Source organism: Gimesia fumaroli, assembly GCF_007754425.1.
Taxonomy (GTDB): Bacteria; Planctomycetota; Planctomycetia; order Planctomycetales; family Planctomycetaceae; genus Gimesia; species Gimesia fumaroli.
In genome coordinates this window covers 1,002,424-1,021,712 of sequence record NZ_CP037452.1, presented here as the reverse complement: position 1 = coordinate 1,021,712, position 19,289 = coordinate 1,002,424, and the positions used below count along the sequence as shown (strand labels likewise).

The 19,289-nt window shown below is 51.2% G+C and carries 12 protein-coding genes; 6 read left to right on the top strand and 6 right to left on the bottom strand.

The window, feature by feature from the left end; genetic code table 11:
• The first annotated feature begins 59 nt into the window (after positions 1-59).
• Positions 60-1,685 carry a proton-conducting transporter transmembrane domain-containing protein gene (locus tag Enr17x_RS03935; RefSeq protein ID WP_145306084.1) on the top strand — a complete coding sequence of 542 codons (1,626 nt, stop codon included), beginning with the start codon at positions 60-62 and terminating at the stop codon, positions 1,683-1,685.
• Here the strand turns inward: Enr17x_RS03935 and Enr17x_RS03930 are convergent, their stop codons facing one another.
• Entirely contained in the window at positions 1,686-4,280 is a 2,595-nt protein-coding gene (locus Enr17x_RS03930) for a carboxylesterase family protein (RefSeq protein ID WP_145306082.1), read from the bottom strand.
• A gap of 324 nt (positions 4,281-4,604) precedes the next feature.
• Here Enr17x_RS03930 and Enr17x_RS03925 point away from each other — a divergent pair, with 324 nt between their 5' ends.
• Positions 4,605-5,543, top strand: a complete 939-nt coding sequence (locus Enr17x_RS03925) for a YHYH protein (RefSeq protein ID WP_145306080.1) — start codon at positions 4,605-4,607, stop codon at positions 5,541-5,543.
• A 123-nt stretch (positions 5,544-5,666) separates the two neighbouring features.
• Here the strand turns inward: Enr17x_RS03925 and Enr17x_RS03920 are convergent, their stop codons facing one another.
• Both Enr17x_RS03920 and lgt read right to left on the bottom strand, forming a co-directional pair.
• Positions 5,667-6,251, bottom strand: a complete 585-nt coding sequence (locus Enr17x_RS03920) for an RNA polymerase sigma factor (protein WP_232100943.1) — start codon at positions 6,249-6,251, stop codon at positions 5,667-5,669.
• A gap of 315 nt (positions 6,252-6,566) precedes the next feature.
• Entirely contained in the window at positions 6,567-7,427 is an 861-nt protein-coding gene (lgt, locus tag Enr17x_RS03915; RefSeq protein WP_232100942.1) for a prolipoprotein diacylglyceryl transferase, read from the bottom strand.
• Positions 7,428-7,745: 318 nt separating this feature from the next.
• Here lgt and Enr17x_RS03910 point away from each other — a divergent pair, with 318 nt between their 5' ends.
• On the top strand, positions 7,746-9,242 hold the full coding sequence (locus tag Enr17x_RS03910) for a hypothetical protein (protein ID WP_145306076.1): 1,497 nt from the start codon (positions 7,746-7,748) through the stop codon (positions 9,240-9,242).
• Between the two features lie 642 nt (positions 9,243-9,884).
• Here Enr17x_RS03910 and Enr17x_RS03905 read toward each other — a convergent pair.
• Together Enr17x_RS03905 and Enr17x_RS03900 are read right to left on the bottom strand one after the other, a co-directional pair.
• The gene (locus Enr17x_RS03905; protein ID WP_145306074.1) at positions 9,885-11,423 is read right to left on the bottom strand and encodes a tripartite tricarboxylate transporter permease; all 1,539 of its coding nucleotides are present in this window, start codon (positions 11,421-11,423) and stop codon (positions 9,885-9,887) included.
• Between the two features lie 59 nt (positions 11,424-11,482).
• Positions 11,483-12,886, bottom strand: coding sequence for a tripartite tricarboxylate transporter substrate-binding protein (locus tag Enr17x_RS03900; protein ID WP_145306072.1), 1,404 nt, complete (start codon positions 12,884-12,886; stop codon positions 11,483-11,485).
• A 403-nt stretch (positions 12,887-13,289) separates the two neighbouring features.
• Between Enr17x_RS03900 and Enr17x_RS03895 the strand changes: the two genes are divergently transcribed.
• The 3 genes from Enr17x_RS03895 (at position 13,290) to Enr17x_RS03885 (ending at position 17,857) form a co-directional block, all read left to right on the top strand.
• Entirely contained in the window at positions 13,290-15,662 is a 2,373-nt protein-coding gene (locus Enr17x_RS03895; RefSeq protein ID WP_198000956.1) for a DUF1592 domain-containing protein, read from the top strand.
• Positions 15,659-17,005 carry a DUF1552 domain-containing protein gene (locus Enr17x_RS03890; RefSeq protein WP_145306068.1) on the top strand — a complete coding sequence of 449 codons (1,347 nt, stop codon included), beginning with the start codon at positions 15,659-15,661 and terminating at the stop codon, positions 17,003-17,005. Before Enr17x_RS03895 ends, Enr17x_RS03890 begins: the two co-directional genes overlap by 4 nt.
• A gap of 174 nt (positions 17,006-17,179) precedes the next feature.
• On the top strand, positions 17,180-17,857 hold the full coding sequence (locus tag Enr17x_RS03885; protein ID WP_198000955.1) for a hypothetical protein: 678 nt from the start codon (positions 17,180-17,182) through the stop codon (positions 17,855-17,857).
• Between the two features lie 744 nt (positions 17,858-18,601).
• On the opposite strand, the gene hisB is transcribed toward Enr17x_RS03885, so the two are convergent.
• A complete protein-coding gene (hisB, locus tag Enr17x_RS03880) occupies positions 18,602-19,189 on the bottom strand; it encodes an imidazoleglycerol-phosphate dehydratase HisB (RefSeq protein ID WP_145306066.1) in 588 nt (195 codons plus the stop codon).
• Positions 19,190-19,289 lie beyond the last annotated feature (100 nt).

Here is a 19,289-nt window from a genome sequence, read left to right as displayed (position 1 = left end):
GTTTCCTGTTTCCCGTCTTTTGATTCCAGTCCCATAAATGTGATTGCTTCGAGCCACTCATGAACTCATTCCTGAATGCCATCATTCCCCTGTCACCTGTATTACTGGTTGTCATGCCAGTCATCGGTGCGTGCTTTGGGTGGGGTGCATCGCGGCTGGGACTGGAGTTTACTCGCTGGACCGCATTTTCCAATTCGCTGGTTTCCTGTCTGATCCTGGCTGCGGTAATGTTCTCTCCTTTCCTGCAGACTGACGAGGATGACCGGCCAACCCGGGCAATTTCTGTCACGTTAAAACTTCCTGCTACCGAAACGGCGTCAGCGGAGGAACGGAACGAGCGGGTTATCAAATGGGCCCTGGATGCGACGGCTGTCTGGTTTCTACTGCTGCCAACCTGCTTGTGGCCTGTGCTGACACTGTTGATTCATCGGATGACGGACGTCTCGCAACAACACTATTTTCTACTAATGTTGTTACAGGCGCTGCTGGCGGGGCTGTTTGTCTCTTTCGATTTGCTCAGCTTTCTTACGTTCCTGATGCTGACGACGTTTTGTCTGCTGTGCCTGATTCGACTGGCCAGCGGTAGCCGTTCGCGTTCTGTTTTTGAGAGCACGATGTATCTGCAGTTTCTGGGAGACGGCCTGATCATGGGAGGCCTGTTACTGGCGGCGACCGGACATACCTGGATGCAGGGCGTGCTGTTGGAAGGGCCGCAACCTCTGACGCTGCAGTTTGAATCGATCCTGCAGGGAACTGTCAGCGATGTTTCGCTCTACCCGGTTGCCCAAGCGTATTGGAGCACTGTGTCTCCCTGGATTTTTCTGATGTTACTATCGGGCTTTGTCATCAAAGGCGCCTTGTTTCCGGTCCACTATCAGTTGACGCAGTGGTTGAAGTTGCTGCCTGCGCAAGCGGGTTCCGCGCCCGAGGGAATCGGCTGGTATCTGGTACTGCTGACTTTGATCACCAAGGTCAGTATTTACGGAATGGTTCGCTTTCTGGTTCCGTTAACGTTTTCGGTCGGTACCAGCGTGTCTTCGCTGCTGGCGTTGTGGGGTAGTTTCGGTTTTCTGATCGCGGCGCTGATTGCCAGTTTGAGAAAAGATCTGCTTACGATTGTGGTCTGGTTTTTGATCGGGCAGACTTCGCTGGTGTTGACGATCTTATTTGCCGCCGATGCGACAGCGGTTTCCCAATACCTGTCATGGAATCTGATTCAGGGGCTGGCCTGCTGCCTGCTGTTTCTGGTGCTGCCTTTGATTGGATTAGAACAACAGAAACGCACTCACAAACTGTTCATGGGAATCGCCGGCCTGTCTTTATTGACGTTGCTGGGTATGCCGGGACTGGGAGGATTTACGGCGGGATTCGCATTGCTGTGGAGCCTGGCCAATCAGGGCGTTCTGCTCGCGTTGAGTTTTCTATTGGGGAGTCTGCTGTTTAACCTGGCGCTGATTCGCGGTTTCTGGCGGTTAATGAAAGTCGATCAACCAACAGAACTTCCCGCTGTCAGTGCAACGCCGGTTCGTTCGCACGAAAATATCGGACTCACCTGGCTTGCATTCAGCCCTCTGGTGTTGCTGATTGTCGTGCTCGGCATCGCACCCGCCACCCTGCTGGAACAGACGCTGCTCCCGCTGATCTCTGTCAGCGAGAGCGTGACTGAAGAACCCGCGGAAAATTGATCAATTGTCGGCGGCTTCAAACAGGGTGCCACTCTGATCGCCGTTCTGTGGATCGAATTCATAGTGGGAACCGGCGGCTAAGGTGTAAACCTGCAGGCGGTTATTTACCTTGCGTCGGTAAGTCAGCGGAGTCGCCGCGTCGAAGGCGTGCGATTCACCCGGCTTCAACGTGTAAGGGCCGCCCCAATCGCTGTAGGGACTTTTCAGTTCGTACTCCATATCGATTTTCGTATTATTGGTAATCTTCAACTCGGGCACGGTAAACGTCGCCAATAACTGCGGCGTGGACCAGTTGACTTTGTTGACGCGGTACAGGCCAAAACCGAGTTCGATATCGGGGATCTCCGCAACGGACGCGGGGCCCTGCTTCGTCCAGCCATCCCAGGCGGACTGCACCAGAGCCTGGAATTTTTGCTGGTTGATTTTGGCATCCTGCGGTTTGTACTCGGGTGCAAAGCGAGCGGTGCCGCCGATGCGTGAGCCCCCTTCCCAGTTCAAGCGCAGGGCGCGTTTGGAATAGGTGCGATCGACAATTTCCGGCTCGACATCCTGACTGACCGAGAGTGAATACTCGGCGTAGGGAATCCAATCTTTATTGGCAGCCGATTTTTTGATGGCCATCGAGATGGCTGCTTGCGGGACGACAAAGCGGAATGGATTCCCTTTTGTTTTTTTCGGTTGGCTGGCATCTTCGACCTGAATCGGTTTGGTTAACACGAGTTCCGACCAGATTTTGACGTTATCGCCGTACTGTTTCAGATCGGGAAAGACCTGCTGCAGTGTTTTGGGTTCTGCCAGTGGTGCAAAGGAATGACCGGGGACATCCTGAACGGGGATGCGGGCGACATCGGCTTCGACCAGCATCTCGGTTAACGGTTTGAGCATGCTGGGCGCGACGCCCACCTGCAGGTCGCTGACTTTGGGAATGTCGTTGACCGATCTCCCCAGTGAATTCAGCCGTCTCACTTTGCCGTCAAACTTATCTGGCTCCAGAGCGGCAACGCTGAGGCCGAAGCTGATCGAAACGCCTTTTTTATCTGTGACGACTTCTCGCGGTGAAAGTTTCATCCGCGGCTGATATACGGGTAACGGCCAGACGGCATTGACGACCTGACTGGCTTCGTCGAAGTTGAGTTGTTTTTCCAGTTCTTCCACGAGGCCGGGCACGATGGCTTTGACTTCTTGTTCAATACGTCCCTTACTGCCGTAGATTCCATCGACGAGTCCGCTGGAAACTTTCTCTGCGGTCATGCCAATGCCGCGTGTGGAGACGCCGGCGGGCCCGGAGACGTACCAGTTATTCTGCGGAATATTGAATCGTGTGCGTACAAGTTGCAGTTTGAGTTGATTATTTTTGATATATGGTTTCACATCGAAACTGAGCCAGACCGGTTTCTGGTGACCGACGCTGACAGAAATCGGTCCCGCAACGGCGGAATGCCGATTGCCGGTGACATAGGTGCTACTGATATAGAGATCGACATTCTTAATGCCGAGTTGAATATTCAGAGTGTCTGCTGCATAAGCTTCGACGGCGGCACGGGCCAGTTCACCTTTATATGAGATCCCCGTGAATTGCACATCAAAGCCACGGCCTTGCGCGACGGTATAGTCGTAAATGTCATTGATTGACCCTTCCAGCATATCTGCGGGAACCATACTGGGAACCGCATCGGCCAGCGACTGCAGAAACCGATTTCCCAAACGCACCGAGACGGCATTATCGATGACCAAAGCGGGTACAAACGGACTGTTGGTATCGGCTTCGGCTGGCAGTTTCAGATCGGGTTTGACCAGAAGCGGCGCGGAAGAATCCATGGCGCGACCGGGGTGCTGCATCCAGTCAAACAGGGGCTCGGAATAAGCGACCTTCCAGACATCGTGACCGACGTCGGGAACTTCGGTAAAACGGGGTGTACCGCCGGCCTGTTTCACTGCGTTGATCATTTTCTCTGATTCTGCGGGAAGAATCGCACGATCATTGGCGCCATGAAAGGCCCAGATTGGCACTTCTTTGAGCTTCGCTGCCCAGTCGGTTTTTCCGCCGCCCGCGATCGGAGCGACTGCCGACCAGCGAAGCGGATCTGCCGCCGCCAGACTCCAGGCGCCGTAGCCGCCCATCGACCAGCCGGTTAAGATCTGCTGCTTGCTGTCGACCGAATAATCTTTCATCACGGTATCAAGAATTTTCAATGCCCGTTTCGAGTCATCGGTGTTGGCCAGCCAGCCGCCCAGCAGGCTCTCTTTCATATTTTCTGCCTGGGGGAAGACGACAAGAAAGGGAAACGTTGCGGCCTGCTGTTTGACGATGGGACCTAAGCCAACCTGGGTCTGCTTGAGACCATCGTTGCCTCGTTCGCCGGCACCGTGCAGGAACAGGATCACAGGATATTTTTTTTCGGGTGAATAGTTTTTAGGAACAAAGACCACATAGCGATGTTCGCCGGCCGCGTCCTTATAAACGGCGTTCACAAATCCAGTCTGGGTCGGCTTCGTTTGCGCCGGGAGAGTTGTGGTGATTCCCAGAAACGCCAGAGTGAGTAAAAGCAAAGAAAACCGGTACGCAAACATCGATCGAATTCGTGTCGTTTGCATCAGTACAATCCGTTTCCAGATTCCGCAGAATCAATTCAGGGGAGTGGTTCAATCCGTGAGTGAGAGAAACCCGTGTCGTTCGTTTTTGAGCCGACAGACTATCCATTACGTCGATTTTTGTTCGGCGCAGCCTGACTGTCAACAGAACGCGGGTTTCCACTGGCGATCTTAGACGCGACGTGAACACGACACCTGGGATCATTTTTTTAAAAAACGTCAAAAACCCGGTGGAATCCCAGCTCTCTGACTCGTTATGAACTTAGATACGAAGAATTTGTGAATTTTTTTGACAGGATCAAACCAACAACAGATTGTGAGGCTGCTTTGAAAATTCGACTGCTGACACTCTGTTCTCTCGTTCTGTGTGGGAGTGCTGCACCACTGCCGGCATTTCCCCCGCCGGGATTTGGTCCTCCCTCTTCCGGTCCTCTGCCGAAGAGCCAGGTACAGATTACTGTGAAAGACGGTTATCGCTATATCAGTTCGAACGGGATTCCCGATCATCAACCGGGACGATTTCCGAATCGAAATAATCCGAATTCGATCCGGCCACAGCACTATCAATTCAGGGTTCCTGCTGAGCCCAAAGAAGCGCGCAATATTACACCCAATTCTCATTCACCGTTTGGCATTGCGATTAATGGGGTCGTGTTCGATGCAGAGACGGCGGAGTTCTGGAACCGCGATCGTCGCTCCGGCTGGAATTACGAAGCCAAGTCCGGAAGGATCAATCTGGGACTTGACCAGAGTAACGCACACGTTCAACCGACGGGTAGTTACCACTATCATGGGTTACCGACGGGGCTCATTTCGAATCTGAATAAAACCAAAGCGGTCGCATTGATAGGCGTTGCCGCGGATGGATTTCCGATCTACGGTCAGTATGGCTATGCGGATGCCCAAGACGCGACAAGTGAAATACGAAAAATGAAATCCAGCTACCGAATCAAAAAAGGGACGCGCCCGAATGGCCCCGGCGGGAAATACGATGGCACCTTTGTCGCGGATTACGAGTACGTTGAAGGTGCCGGCGATCTGGATGAATGCAACGGCCGATTCGGTGTGACTCCCGAATACCCTGACGGCATCTATCATTATTATATTATCGAAGAGTTCCCGTTTATTCCCCGCAATTTTCGAGGAACTCCCGACAGCAGTTTTCAGAGACGTGGCCCCGGACCGGGGCGGCGTGGGCCTGGCCGGGGTGGTTTTGGTCCACCAGGACAGAGCAGACAGAGAGGTGGTTTCGGACGTGGTCAATAACAAGGAGGAGGATGTGACAATACGGCGTGTGCCATCCGAATCCCTCTCGGTCAGGAAGCGCCTGCGACTATTCTTCCTGGCCGAGATGAATTCTTATTCTCATCGAAAGGAAGCAACAGATGTTTAAAGCGTACGTGTTTTGGATTTATTTTCACGCATGCGGTTACGTGCCCGTGAGAGTGTCGGCCCGATCGAATTCTCGGGGATATCCAGTTCGCTACTGATCTGCTGGTAGGACTTTCCCTGCAGATGGTACTGCTCGACAATCTGTGCATCTGCGGGCGGCAGTTGCTTGATCATATTCTGGATCTCTTCCTGATCTTCCAGCGTCTGTTGATGCCGGGCTTCTTCAGAGAGCGATTCCAGTTTCGATTTGGTAGAAACATGCCCCAGGGCTTCAGCCATTCGGCGTTCGACCATTTTTTTTACAATCACACGACGGGAGACCACGGTCAGGTAGGTCGCCAGAGAACTGTTACCACGGAAGTTTCGCAGAACGCGATAGTCATTGGCTAACAGAACCAGGAAAACTTCTGAGAGCAGATCTTCGACATCGTTGTCGGTGACACGAATACTGCGGGCATGGGCAGTGTGATGAATCACATGCGTGAACAGGCCGATAAACCGGTCAACGAAATCCTTCCATGCACCCGGCTCTTCCGCCAGACAGCGTTTGAGCAAATTCTTATCAATATCCGTGAGAGCCACAATCGCCTCAATTCATTTAAACGGCTGCCATCTGGCAGCAAGCGAGTTAAGCCTGCATCTCATTATACACCTGAGTCAAAGATCCGTGTTGCAAAAAAACACCCGAATTCCAAAAGCGGAATTTGACCTGACCTCTAGTAGTAAAATCTGAGTATTTTGCTCGCGGACTTTACTAGGATCTATGATTTAAGGCAATACGAGCCCGAGGAATAAACAAAAGCACACATCTTTGTCTGCAATTTGCCTACTATTAAAGACGTCTGAACGGAAAAAACCTAACCCCAGAAATGTGTACACCAGACCACATCGAGTCCATTACTTCTTCTTTTCCGGGGGCGCGATACTCTCGGTCGATGCGACAGGCCTGCGATAAATCAGCAGGAGAATACCGGCGAGGACCAGCGGGATACTCAGCATCTGCCCGACGCTGAGAGGTAACCCCTGTGCAAATTCGGCTTGTCGCAGCTTGAAAAATTCCAGCACGAAGCGGGCGCTAAAGACCAGGATAAAGAACAGGCCAATTAATAGACCGCCGGGCGTTGCCGCACGATATTTGCGGTAGAGCAGATAGAGAATGAGAAAGATGCAGCCATAGCAGAGTGATTCGTACAGCATCACCGGATGCCGGGGTGTCATCTGATCCTGTTTGGTTTCCAGCCCCAACCCATTCACAAAGATCACTGCCCAAGGCACATCGGAGGCGCGTCCCAGAATTTCCGAATTGAAGAAGTTGCCGATGCGGATGAAAAAGCCGGCCAGGGCGACAGGAATTGCCAGACGGTCCATGAGCCACAACAGGGATTGATCCTTATGTTTCCGCGAGTAGAGCCAGGCGGAAATCGTAATTCCAACGGCGGCGCCGTGACTGGCCAGACCACCTTTCCAGATTTCCAGAAACCGAATCGGTTTCTCAAAGAAGTACGCGGGATGATAAAACAGGCAATGTCCTAACCGGGCTCCGACGATCGTTCCAATCACCATATAGATCAGCAGCGAATCGACATCGTCGACGTTTTTATTTTCCGTACGATACATCCAGCGGAGCAGAAGATAGCCGCAGATGAAACCGGCGGTGAAAAAGAGTCCGTAATAACGGATCTTAATCGGGCCAAGTTCAAACAGGACGCGGTTAATGTCCCACTGCAGATAGGCGATCACTGAATACACGTGACTCATTACTCCCGAATTCAAAAATGGACATTCTGCTCAATTCTGTGATTTCAGAACGGCTCAAATATGCTATGCTTATCAGACCGAAAGATAGACCATTCGTCACTTTAAGCCTAGTCCGAATTCCGTTTTATTAGCCTGTTTCGGTTTTTATTAACCTGTTTCAGGACGACCGCTTGTGCTTTGTCAAGCTAGAAATTGAGGGTTAGGAGTGTTGTTTACGTGCTCCGTTGTCGCACTCTTGTGATATCTATCAACCCAAAATTTGAAAATGACACTCCACTAGTATATTCGCCCGTCGACTTCAGAAAGGTTGCTTGCCTGATGAACACCCTTGGTCCCAGACTGGTATCAGGTGCCCTGGCCGGCATCTCCGGTCTGGCATTATGGGAGATCGTGCAACTCAAAGGGGCAGAACTCATAGAACGTCCTTCCCTGGCTTCAGCGGCAGCCGGCTGCTGTGTGGTCGCTTCTCTAATCGGAGTCGCCGGCTGCCTGGTGCCCAACCGCTTCTGGGAACGTGTTCTGCTAAAAGCAAAAAACGGATGCAGCATTTTTTCTGAGGCGACGAATCCCGCGGATCACTGGCTGGGTAGTCTGTTGCTCTCGTTTTCGATGATTGTGTATTTCGTGGTGATGATCAATCTAATCCCGCAGCAACCAACGCCGACGAACAATGACCAGGCCGCGTTTTTGTCACAGGCCAAATCGGTTCAGGAATCCGGAGGCGCGGCAGCTTTGGTTAAGCAGCTGTTTGCGGGAGAGTACACGGAAGCCAACCAGCATCCGTTGTATGTGGCGCTGCTCTCTTTCTTTCCTGACTATGAAGCGGGCAAACGCCTGTCGGCGATGTTCGGTTTATTGGCTTTGTTGATTTTCTCAATCGGGATCGCGCGGCAGTATGGAAATCTGACGGGAGGGCTGACGGGCTTTTTACTCAGTGTGAATGCCGCGTATTGTCAATTGACGGGGCGGGTCGTCTGTGAAGGGCTGCTGTTATTTTTCATCGCCTGCCTGTGGCTGATTGTACTTCGACTGCCCGATCTCAGATCGGCTCTCAAAATTCCTTACTTGGCTTTGATTGGGTTGGGGCTGATGCTGGGACTGGCGTGGCTCACCAAAGGAACGGCGCTGTTGTTGATGCTGGGACTCTTGTTCTGGCTCTGTTCGTATGCAGTGAATTGGAACAGACTCTGTTCCCGGTTCAAAAAACGAAGTGCCTCGAAGAACGACAGTGCGGCGGAACCAACACAGACTCAAACAATAACGGCTTCGATGAAAACGATTCTGGTCAGCGTCTGCCTGCTGGTGGCCAGTTTCGCAGTGATTGCCTCGCCGCTACTGGTTCGAAATGCGCGCGTGTACGGCAGCCCGACATTTAATGCGAATTCGTATCTGATGTTTCAGGATGAATTCACGGAGCCGCATGCGCTGGCCAGACAAGGTTCACTCAGTCAGGCCGCCCGGAACTATTTGCAGACACACTCGGTAGCCACGATTGTCAAACGCGAAGTCAAAGGGCTCTTGTGGCAGGTCTTCATTTTCCTGCGCAGCCTGGGGCCGCTCCCGTTTGAAGAAGGGCGACTGTTCTTTGGTTTGCTGGCGGCACCGTTTCTGTTGGTGGGACTGCTGTCGGAAACAGGTCCGGCACGACGCTTGTATTTGCTCTGGATGCTGTTGTTCTGGCTGGCGTTTGCCTGGTATCTGCCAATCGCCGCCGGAGAACGATTTCTGATGCCGCTGTTACTGCCAACGCTGGCGTTTGTCAGCCTGGGTATTGTGCGGGTGGGTCAGGTTATAATGCAACGGCGGACTGCCTGACGGTTTGCACCCGTGGGTGCGTGATGTTCATCTCTGCGAATCCACGTCTCTCGGGTACGATTTTTTCCTGTCATCCCTAATGCGGGATTTTTCTGGTTCCGTTCCGACAGTGATTTTGGTTTGAACCTCTCCAGGCGGGCGGACACATGGGTCCCGCCCCTACAGGTACCTTTTTCATCATTTGGTTTTGAAATGATTGCATTCCCAATTTTCTTTCTGTTCATTCTGACTACTCTGAAGGGACAGTTTGTTACTCGAGTACGACAGATCATCGCGAACGGCGTGAGGCTGTCAATCCGCTTTGTTGCCGAATTGTGGCAGACTGTGGTTCATGCAGTGCTGGCCTGTGTTGGTTCTGTGCGGAATGCGGTCCGAAGTGTGTCGACCCGCATAAAAAAAGCAGGTGTTATGCGGTTAGTTCAGAGCGTTGTGCAGGTGCGTGAATTAAAAAACGCCCTGTTTTTGATGATGGAAAAGTCAGCAGTCGTCAACATCGGGAACTGGACGGTTCAGTTCTCTCGCGCGCGACGCATAAGTGCAGAGTTTCACGAAGGGCACCGCGGTGTCAAGCTGATTTCCATGCTGAAAATTGCGAAGTCAGATTCGATGAGTTCACTGAAGAAATGGACCTGTCAGAAAAGTTTAACTGGCGACCTGTTCTTTTTTCCTCAAGAGCGGCATCAACAATGGGTAGAGCCAGAGTGCGATACAGAAAATGCCGAGGCCTGCAGAGATGGGCCGATTGAAGAAGGAAAGGAAGCTGTCATCCTTGGTCAGGTTCTGCACGAAGGATTGTTCTAACTGGCTGCCGAGGATGATGCCGAGTACAACGGGGCCGAGGGGGATCGCGAAGACTTCAAGAAAGAATCCCAAGATCCCCATGCCCAGCATGACCCAGACATCGAAATAACTGCCGTTAATGGAATAGGAACCCACGACACAGAACATCAGAATCAAAGGCATCAAAATGCGGCGGGGGACGCGTACGAGTTGGGCGCCACTGCGAATCGCCAGAAAGCCGAGCGGGATGAGCAGGAGATTCGCGACAATAAAGGTGAGATAGATGCCATGCACGAGTACGAGTTGATCGGGGTTTTCAAAGATCGCAGGGCCGGGAGTAATATTTTTCATGAGCAGCACACCAATCACAATCGCGGTGACGGAGTCGCCGGGAATCCCCAGTACCAGAGCGGGAATCCAGGCGCCTGCGAGTGCGGAATTATTCGCACTGGTGGCATCACCGACGGCGTCGAGCGATCCTTTGCCATATTCTTCGGGGGTCTTGGAAAACTTTTTGGAGACCGCGTATGAGATCCAGGCAGCGATGTCGGCACCGGCACCGGGGATCATGCCGATGGTGGAGCCGATACAGCTCGAACGGAACCAGCTGAATTTGCGTTTCCAGAGCTGTGGCAGGACGCCACCAAAGACGGGTTTTAAATGTTTCCACAGAGAATGGTCGTCTTCCTTAATATGCGCTGATTCCAGTTTTTCGGCTACTTCGTCGGTTTTGGAGGTCAGGCAATTTCGAAAGACTTCTGAAAGGCCGAACAGACCAATCATTGCGGGAATGAAATTGATGCCGGTAAAGAGTTCGTCAAAACCAAATGTGAACCGGGGCACGCTGTGGACTTCACTCAAGCCGACAGTGGCGAACATCAGACCGATCATCAAAGCCAGCGCGCCTTTGAGTCGTGACCCCGTGGAAACAATGGCCGCACAACTCAAGCCCAGCACGTACAACCAGAAGTATTCATAGGTCGTAAACTGAAACGCAATTTTTGCCAGGAGAGGCGCCGCGAGAATGAGAACCAGAGCCCCAAACAGGCCGCCAGCCACACTGAAGATCAACGAGACTCCCAGAGAGGTTTCATGCAGGCCTTGCCGGGTGAGGGAATACGCATCGTCGGTATATGCTGCCGACGACGGAGTCCCCGGTATGCGGACCAGCGTTGTCGGAATATCGCCGGCAAAAATACTGCAGGCTTCGAGCGTCACGATCGCCGCGATCGCGGTGAGATTATCCAGATAAAATGTGAGCGGGATCAACAAAGCGACCGCCATGGTCGCCGTCAATCCGGGAATGGAACCAACAAACAAGCCGTAGACGGCCGAGAGGAAAATCACCAGCAGCACTTCGGGAGATGCCAGATTCTGTAACGCGGTAATGAATGATTCCATATTGTTACTTCAATGCGCTTGACGACAGACGGAATAAGAAGGGAGACGTGTATAGTGACTTACCAGCCCAATAAACCTCGTGGCAGCGGGACACGCAGGAGTTGTGCGAACAGGGTGTATATGCCGGGTATGAAACAGAGCACAATTAACGCGCTCATCCACCAGCGAGTGCCAAATTTCCACAACAGCAGGAACAGAATGGTGCCGGCTGTCAGAATGAAACCCAGTTTTTCTGCAAACAATAAGTAGGCCACAATTCCAAGGAGGACGAGAATGGTATTTACAATTCCCTGAGAGGTGACTGTCTCACTGGAAACATCCGGCGCCAGGGCGTGGACTTTTTTCTGGACGGCCAGACAGACTAAAATCACACAACTGGCGAAAGCAAGCATAGCGGGAAAGACGAGCGGCCCGGTGCCTCGGGAAGACATCTGCTGGAAAGCGTCGCTGGTCAGCAGTTTCCCCAGAGTTTGATCATTGGATTTCAGAAAGCCGGCGAATTCCTCGTCGGCTCGATATCGGGTACTTAAGCCGGCGGCCGTCATCAGTTCGGGAAATGTTTTCCCCTGGAGAGTGGCTTCGCCGCTGGTGATTTTTTTCATCGCATTGGATATTTTCTCAACAATGGGCTGAGGCGTATCCACCGGAAGTGCCAGGCCGTTCCAGCCTGAGATCGACCAATCCATGCCTTGCGATTTGAAGGTGGGAACGTCTTTAAATTCGGGCAGAGGTTCTTCGGTCATCACACCCAGGCAACGAACCTGCCCGGACTCAAACAGCGTTTTCGCTTCGGGTAGACTGCAGCAGACCAGATCGACGCCTCCGCTGGCCAGTTCCTGCAGGGACGGCCCTGCACCGTTCATGGGAATCCATTTGATGTCTTCGGCATTCAACCCGCTGAAATCGAGCCAGCCCGCTAGAGCCAGGTGCCAGATACCGCCGCTGGCAGTTCCGGTCGCCGTTAATTTTCCGGGGTTCTGCTTAACGTAGTCTTGAAGTTCCTGCATGTTTTGAAAGGGAGAATTGTCTTTGACGAAGACAGCAGCCGCCCCGTCGACAAGAGAGATAATCGGAATCGCATCCTGATAGGTCAGCGAGGTCAGGTCTTGCCAGTGTAGCATATTTAATTCGCCGGTGATCACGGCCAGCGTGTAGCCGTCAGGCCGGGCATTCAAGCCGCGACTGTGACCGGTGACTCCTCGCCCGCCTGTTGCATTGATCACATTGACGGGAACTCCGAGTTCCTGTTCGAGAAAGACCGCGACCTGTCGGGAGGTACGATCGGTAGCCCCGCCGACCGACCAGGGACAGATGATGGTAATCGGACGATCGGGATAATCTTCCACCGATTCGGAGGCACAGCCGCTGAATAATATCAGACAGAGCAACAGAGGCCTGAATCGAAGTGTCGTGTACGTGAGCGCGTTTTGATTCATCAGTTCAGTACCAGAAATGCTTTCCATTATATTTTTCTGAAAAAAGTCGGCTGTCAAAGCGAACTTCTGTATAAAGGATGCAGAGAGAGAATCAGCCTGTCAACGACCAGCGAATACGCGTTAGAGGGATTCAGCAAGTTCCATCGAATTAGTAAACAACCGAAAAAATTGAAACTCTATACGTGTATATCGGGTAGAATTAAAGAGAGCGGGTGTTTGCTTCATAAATCTGCCTCTTCACAAGAGATCGGGTGATGACTGATCTTGCAAAATGGTCAAAGAGGAGGTTAGGCTATATAGTAAGAACCCTGCCACTAAATGACCTGCCTCAGTTTGATCGTGTGCAATAGTCGCGCTCACTGCTTTCGAATTTTAGCCACTCGAAAGAATTCAGCCTGAGAACCCACCTTAAGGTTTGACTAGAATGCGAATGATCGAGACCCTTTTCCGATTCTTGCCACAAACACATTCCGGGGGAATGTTCTATTCTCTGGGCTGCCTGCTGCTATTGGCGAACCCCGTGTTGGCAAACGCAGAACTGTCCAATGTCGAGAAATCGGAAAAACAGTTTCAATCAAACGTCAAACAGTTTATCACGAAATACTGTCTCGACTGCCATACGGGTGAAGAAGCCGAAGCCGGCCTGTCGCTGGAGAAATACAATACCCGGTCCAGTATTCTGGAACAGCGGGAAGCGTGGGGCAAGATTGTCAAACGCATTCAGATTCAATCGATGCCTCCTAAAGATTCCGATCCACTGCCAACCGATAAAGAACGGGAAGACGTTCTAGCCTGGTTTGACGATGCCTTATACGGAGTGGACTGCTCGGGCGAAGTGAACCCCGGTCGGGTTACTATCCGGCGTTTGAACCGCAATGAATACAACAACACCATCCGCGACCTGGTTGGAATTGATTTTAAGCCTGCGAAAAACTTTCCTTCCGATGACGTCGGTTACGGATTTGACAATATTGGTGATGTCTTGTCACTGCCCCCACTGTTGATGGAAAAGTATCTGGACGCAGCAGAACAGATTTCAGAGAAAGCGATTTTTGCCAACACGCCAGACAGCTATCCCTGGACGAAGATCCCCGATAAAAACTTCAAAAAAGAGGGAGCCGTCACCCTCAGTAAACGGAGTGCGGGTTTTCATTCGCGTGGTACAATCCTGGGAACGATCAATCTGAAACAGGCGGGAAAATATGAGTTCCGCATTGTCGCCGGTCAAACTCCGGCGGGGAAAGATCCTGCGAAAATGGAAGTCAAGCTGGATGGAAAATTACTGAAAACATTTGATGTCAAAGAGAACCGAAGCGTTCCCAAAACATTTACGTTCCCCAAGGCGATCTCACTGCCTAAAGGAAAGCACGTGCTTTCAATCTCCTTTTTGAACGATTTTTATGATCCCAAAGGACCGCCGAAAAAACGAGACCGCAACCTGTATGTGTTTGACGTGGCCTATAAAGGACCACTGGGACAGCTTCCCTCTGATCTGCCGAAATCGCATAATGAAATCATTACCTGTACTCCCGGTGGTGGACGATCAGTCCGCTATTGTGCAGAGAAAATTTTGAGAGATTTTGGAACACGGGCTTTCCGTCGTCCGGTCAGCCGGGATGAAATCAAACCTGTCGTTGAGTTGGTCGAAGCGACAGTCAAATCGGGTAGAACGTTCGAGCAGGGAATTCAGGTCGGTGTCCAGGCGATTCTGGTCTCGCCTCACTTTCTGTTCCGTATTGAAGGAATCCAGAACCCTGGCGGCAGCAATGACGTGCAGAACGTCGCCCAGTACGAAATTGCAACACGACTGTCTTACTTTTTATGGAGTAGCATGCCGGACGAAACACTGTTCAGCCTGGCAGCACAAGGGAGGCTCACCGATCCACGCACCCTGCAGGTTCAGGTCAAACGTATGCTGAAAGATCCCAGGTCGGAAGCGTTCGTTGAAAACTTTGCCGGTCAATGGTTGAATCTGCGAAATCTGGAAGACCTGACTCCCAATCCTCGCAAGTTCCGCGGCTTCAGTACGCAGTTGAAAGAAGACATGCGACGGGAAACGGAAGAATTCTTTGCTCACATCATGAAAGAAGATCGGAGCGTGATCGAATTCATCAACGCCGATTACACTTTTATGAATGAACGTCTAGCGAAATTTTATGGAAACAAAGAGGTCAAAGGCGAAGAATTCCAGAAGGTCAAACTCGATAAGACAAAACGGGCAGGACTGATTACCCAAGCCAGCATCCTGACGCTGACCTCGAACCCCGGACGGACTTCTCCGGTAAAACGGGGAAAATGGATTATGGAAAATATTCTGGGAACGCCCCCCCCTGCACCACCTCCAAATGTACCTGAGCTGGAAGAATCAGCCAGTGCCAAGCCAAACGCGACGTTACGAGAGCAACTGGCGTTACACCGAAAAATTCCCGGTTGTGCAGCTTGTCACGATCAGATGGACCCACTCGGGCTGGGATTTGAAAACTTTGATGCCATTGGACGTTGGAGAGACAAAGAAGGCAGAAAGAAAATTGATTCCTCGGGTCAGTTGCCCAGTGGTGAATCTTTTAACGGCCCGATCGAATTAATCGCAATTCTGGAACAGCAGAAACAGGGATTTAGCCGATCTTTAACAGAGAAGATGCTGACTTATGCCATTGGTCGTGGAGTTGAGTTCTACGACAAATGTGCCATTGATGAAATCACTGCGAAATTTACCGCCAAGGGATATCGCTTTTCGGCGCTCGTCACCGAAATCGTACTCAGCGATCCTTTCCTGAAAACGTCAAAGAGGTCCTCAAAATGACACAGCTTCTGAAACGTCGAACATTTCTCAAAGGAATGGGAACCACAATGGCGCTGCCATTGCTGGAGATCATGCAACCACATTCCAGCCTGGTTTCGGCTGCAGCTGCTTCCACTGGAAAAACTCCAGTGAGAACAGCGTTCATCTTTTTCCCCAATGGAGTCATCGGCCCTTCATGGATGCCGACGTCTGCGGGAAAGGGGTATGAATTACCCAAATCCTTGAAGCCACTGGAGAGCATGAAGTCGGACATCAATGTGATTTCCGGATTAGCTCAGATCAATGCACGTGCTCTGGGTGATGGAGCCGGCGATCATGCCCGATGCGCTTCGGTATACCTCACGAGTTCTCACCCGACCAAAACCAGTGGTGCCGACATCAAAGCCGGCGTCTCGGTGGACCAGGTGGCTGCACAACAGGTGGGGCATCAGACACGGCTTCCTTCCCTGGAACTGGGTCTGGTTCGCGGGCGGAACGCAGGGCAATGTGACTCTGGTTACAGTTGTGCGTACTCTTCCAATATTTCCTGGCGAACCCCTTCAACGCCGACCGCGAAAGAAATTGTACCCAAGCTGGCATTCGAACGCCTGTTCGGCGGTGGTGCGGAACGGGAAAAACAACGTGCCCGGCATATGAAAGACCGTCAGAGTATTCTGGATCTGGTCAAACAGGACGCCGATCAACTGAAAAAACAGCTCGGCAAAAGTGACAAACGAAAGATCGACGAATATTTTTCCAGCGTCAGAGAAATCGAGCTGCGAATCGAACGCAGTACGCATCAGGAAAAAATCAAACCGCCTGAAATGCAACTGCCGGACGGCATTCCCAGTGAACTGCAGGAACACGTCCGCCTGATGTATGACCTGCTGGTTCTGGCATTTCAGACGGATACCACCCGGATTGCGACATTCATGGTCGGCAATGCCGGTAGTAACCGAACCTACCCGATGGTAGGCGTAAATTCGGGACATCACGAACTGTCTCACCACCGTAACGATGAAAAGAAGATCGCCGATATTCAGAAGATCGATGAATATCTGACTTCTCAGTTCGCATACTTCCTGGATCGTCTGAAATCAACGCCGGAAGGCAACAGCAACCTGCTGGACAACTCCATGATCTGCTACGGTAGTGCCATCGGCGATGGAAACCGTCATACGCACCATGATCTACCAATCATTCTCGCGGGTAAAGGTGGCGGTACGATTAAAACCGGCTACCACCATCAGGTGCCTACCGAAACGCCACTGGCCAACCTGTTCGTCTCGATGCTTGATCGTGCCGGTGCTCCCGTGCAATCGTTTGGCGACAGCACAGGTCGCTTAACAGTCATCGACTCATAATACGACGGACGCAAGTCAATCTATCTACTATGTTCAGGCTGCTCACTCGATCTGGTGAGCAGCCTGTTTGCGTTTCAGATTCGTATAGACACATATTTGGCTCTGCCGTAACATGCGTCCCGCATCACACTTCTTACACAGACAACCTCACATTAACCAGAACATGCACCTGGTATGGAAACCTCTCTGCATCGTCAATTGAAATCGTATTATGCACCGAATGCAGATTGTGAGGAAATCACTCTGGGTTCCTACCGCATTGATGCCGTCGACGGTGATCGCCTGATCGAAATTCAGCATGGCTCACTGGGAGCGATTCGGGATAAAGTCAGATGTCTGCTGAAAGAACATGACGTGCATGTCGTGAAGCCGATTCCGATACGAAAGTATCTGGTCAAGCGAAAGAAAAAAAATGGCGAACCGATCTCGGCTCGTTTCAGCCCTAGCCGGGGATCCGTGTTTGATCTGTTTGATGATCTGGTTCATTTTACAAACGTGTTTCCGCATCCACGGCTGACGCTGGAGGTAGCACTGACGATTCAGGAAGAACATCGGATCGCCCGCAAGCCACGTCGCTGGAGGGGAAAAGATTATCGGGTCGAGGACCGGGTATTACGTTCAGTGGAAGAACAGATTGAACTCAATACGGCGGCAGACCTGCTAAATCTGATTCCGGGAAAACTTCCTACTCCCTTTCATACCAAACATCTGGCAGAAGCAGCCGGCGTTCAACGCTGGCTGGCACAGAAGATGGCCTACTGCCTGCGGAACACGGGTGCGATTACTCTGGTGGGAAAAGAGAAAAACGCGCTGCTGTATGAAATCGCGGCCCAAGATCAGGCAGCGGCTTAGAAAAGAAAAAAGGAAACTCCCGAAAAGATTAATTGTGAGCTTCAATCACAATAGATTTGACTACCAACCAACTTTCTCAAAATCCGTATAGAGCCATCAAGTCCTAGGCTGCCGCTGACACTTATAGGCCAATATATTCGGCAGTCAAAATAACCCAAGTTGTCATCCGTATTGACACAAGCGGTTTTTTTCCGGGAGTTCCCTTATCTGACTTTATCAATCCCGCCTGGAATGCAATCCAGCATCACCTGGGACTTAGCTACAAAACCGCAAAAACAGATAGAAACTGATCGTAAATATATGACAAAAAAGTCAAATACTGATAAGTCATTCAATCAAAATGCGGTTTGTGGCTGAAGCATCTCTGCCTGTGTTAAAGTTGTTCTCGAAAGATCAAACTCGTCAGACTTTAATGCCTATTATAGGTGTTGACTGGAAACAGTCCGAGTCGGAATGGCAGTAAAATAAGTTCACTCAGGTGGAATGTTTTTTGAGACCGAAATGTGTTTTCACTGAAAACGGATTCGATCTCTGTGACAAACCAAACCTAATTCTCAGGGTAACTTTTCTTCACAAAGAGTCAACATAGATGAGAAGAAAAAGCGCACGAAAATAAAATTCGTTTTTTTCGATCGGGATAGATTACCGAACGTTGACACTTGCGTTTCTGAATGAGTTCTGAAAGTCATACCCATCAACGATCGCGTATTACTTTTTGCTGACAGCAAATCAACGCCTGGTTGATTACAGAACACCCTTGGAAGAAGGGACTCCCTGTTGGCGAGGATCAATCGAGACAGCCTGCCTCAAAGCACGCGCGGTACCTTTGAATAAACCTTCGGCAATATGATGGCTATTCGCGCCGTGGTGCAATACCTGATGCAAGTTCAATAATCCATTCGAAGAGAACGCCTGCCAGAATTCGCGCACCAGTTCGGTATCGAACTGTCCCACTTTTTCAGTCGGAAAATCGACCTTGAAAATGAACCAGGAGCGGCCGCTTAAATCGAGAGCCGTTGTGACGAGTGTTTCTTCCATCGGAATGGTCATGGAACCGTAGCGGGTTATCCCCTGTTTATCACCCAGCGCTTCGTTGAGTGTTTTCCCCAGACAGATTCCGACATCTTCTACCGTGTGATGGTAATCCACATCGAGATCTCCGTTGGCTTTGATTGTTAAATCAAACAAGGCATGCCGCGCCAACAACGTGAGCATATGATCGAAGAAACCAACGCCTGTCTGGATATCCGATTTGCCACTGCCGTCCAGTTCCAAAGTTAATTCGATCTGTGTTTCGGCGGTCTCACGTTTAATAGAGGCTTTGCGACTCATCTCAGGGGACTCATGTGTTAAAGAATAAAGGTTTCAGTTCTGTAATCTTACAGCCCGGTTATTGATTCTCAAAAATGCATCAGCAATGCCGGGGGACTTG

Excerpts from the sequence above, each read along its gene's own strand:
- Enr17x_RS03905 (WP_145306074.1), bottom strand. The coding sequence starts at position 11,423 with ATGGAATCATTCATTACCGCGTTACAGAATCTGGCATCTCCCGAAGTG.
- Enr17x_RS03895 (WP_198000956.1), top strand. The coding sequence starts at position 13,290 with ATGATCGAGACCCTTTTCCGATTCTTGCCACAAACACATTCCGGGGGA.
- Enr17x_RS03885 (WP_198000955.1), top strand. The coding sequence starts at position 17,180 with ATGGAAACCTCTCTGCATCGTCAATTGAAATCGTATTATGCACCGAAT.
- Enr17x_RS03930 (WP_145306082.1), bottom strand. The coding sequence starts at position 4,280 with ATGCAAACGACACGAATTCGATCGATGTTTGCGTACCGGTTTTCTTTG.
- lgt (WP_232100942.1), bottom strand. The coding sequence starts at position 7,427 with ATGAGTCACGTGTATTCAGTGATCGCCTATCTGCAGTGGGACATTAAC.
- Enr17x_RS03900 (WP_145306072.1), bottom strand. The coding sequence starts at position 12,886 with ATGGAAAGCATTTCTGGTACTGAACTGATGAATCAAAACGCGCTCACG.
- Enr17x_RS03910 (WP_145306076.1), top strand. The coding sequence starts at position 7,746 with ATGAACACCCTTGGTCCCAGACTGGTATCAGGTGCCCTGGCCGGCATC.
- Enr17x_RS03890 (WP_145306068.1), top strand. The coding sequence starts at position 15,659 with ATGACACAGCTTCTGAAACGTCGAACATTTCTCAAAGGAATGGGAACC.
- hisB (WP_145306066.1), bottom strand. The coding sequence starts at position 19,189 with ATGAGTCGCAAAGCCTCTATTAAACGTGAGACCGCCGAAACACAGATC.
- Enr17x_RS03935 (WP_145306084.1), top strand. The coding sequence starts at position 60 with ATGAACTCATTCCTGAATGCCATCATTCCCCTGTCACCTGTATTACTG.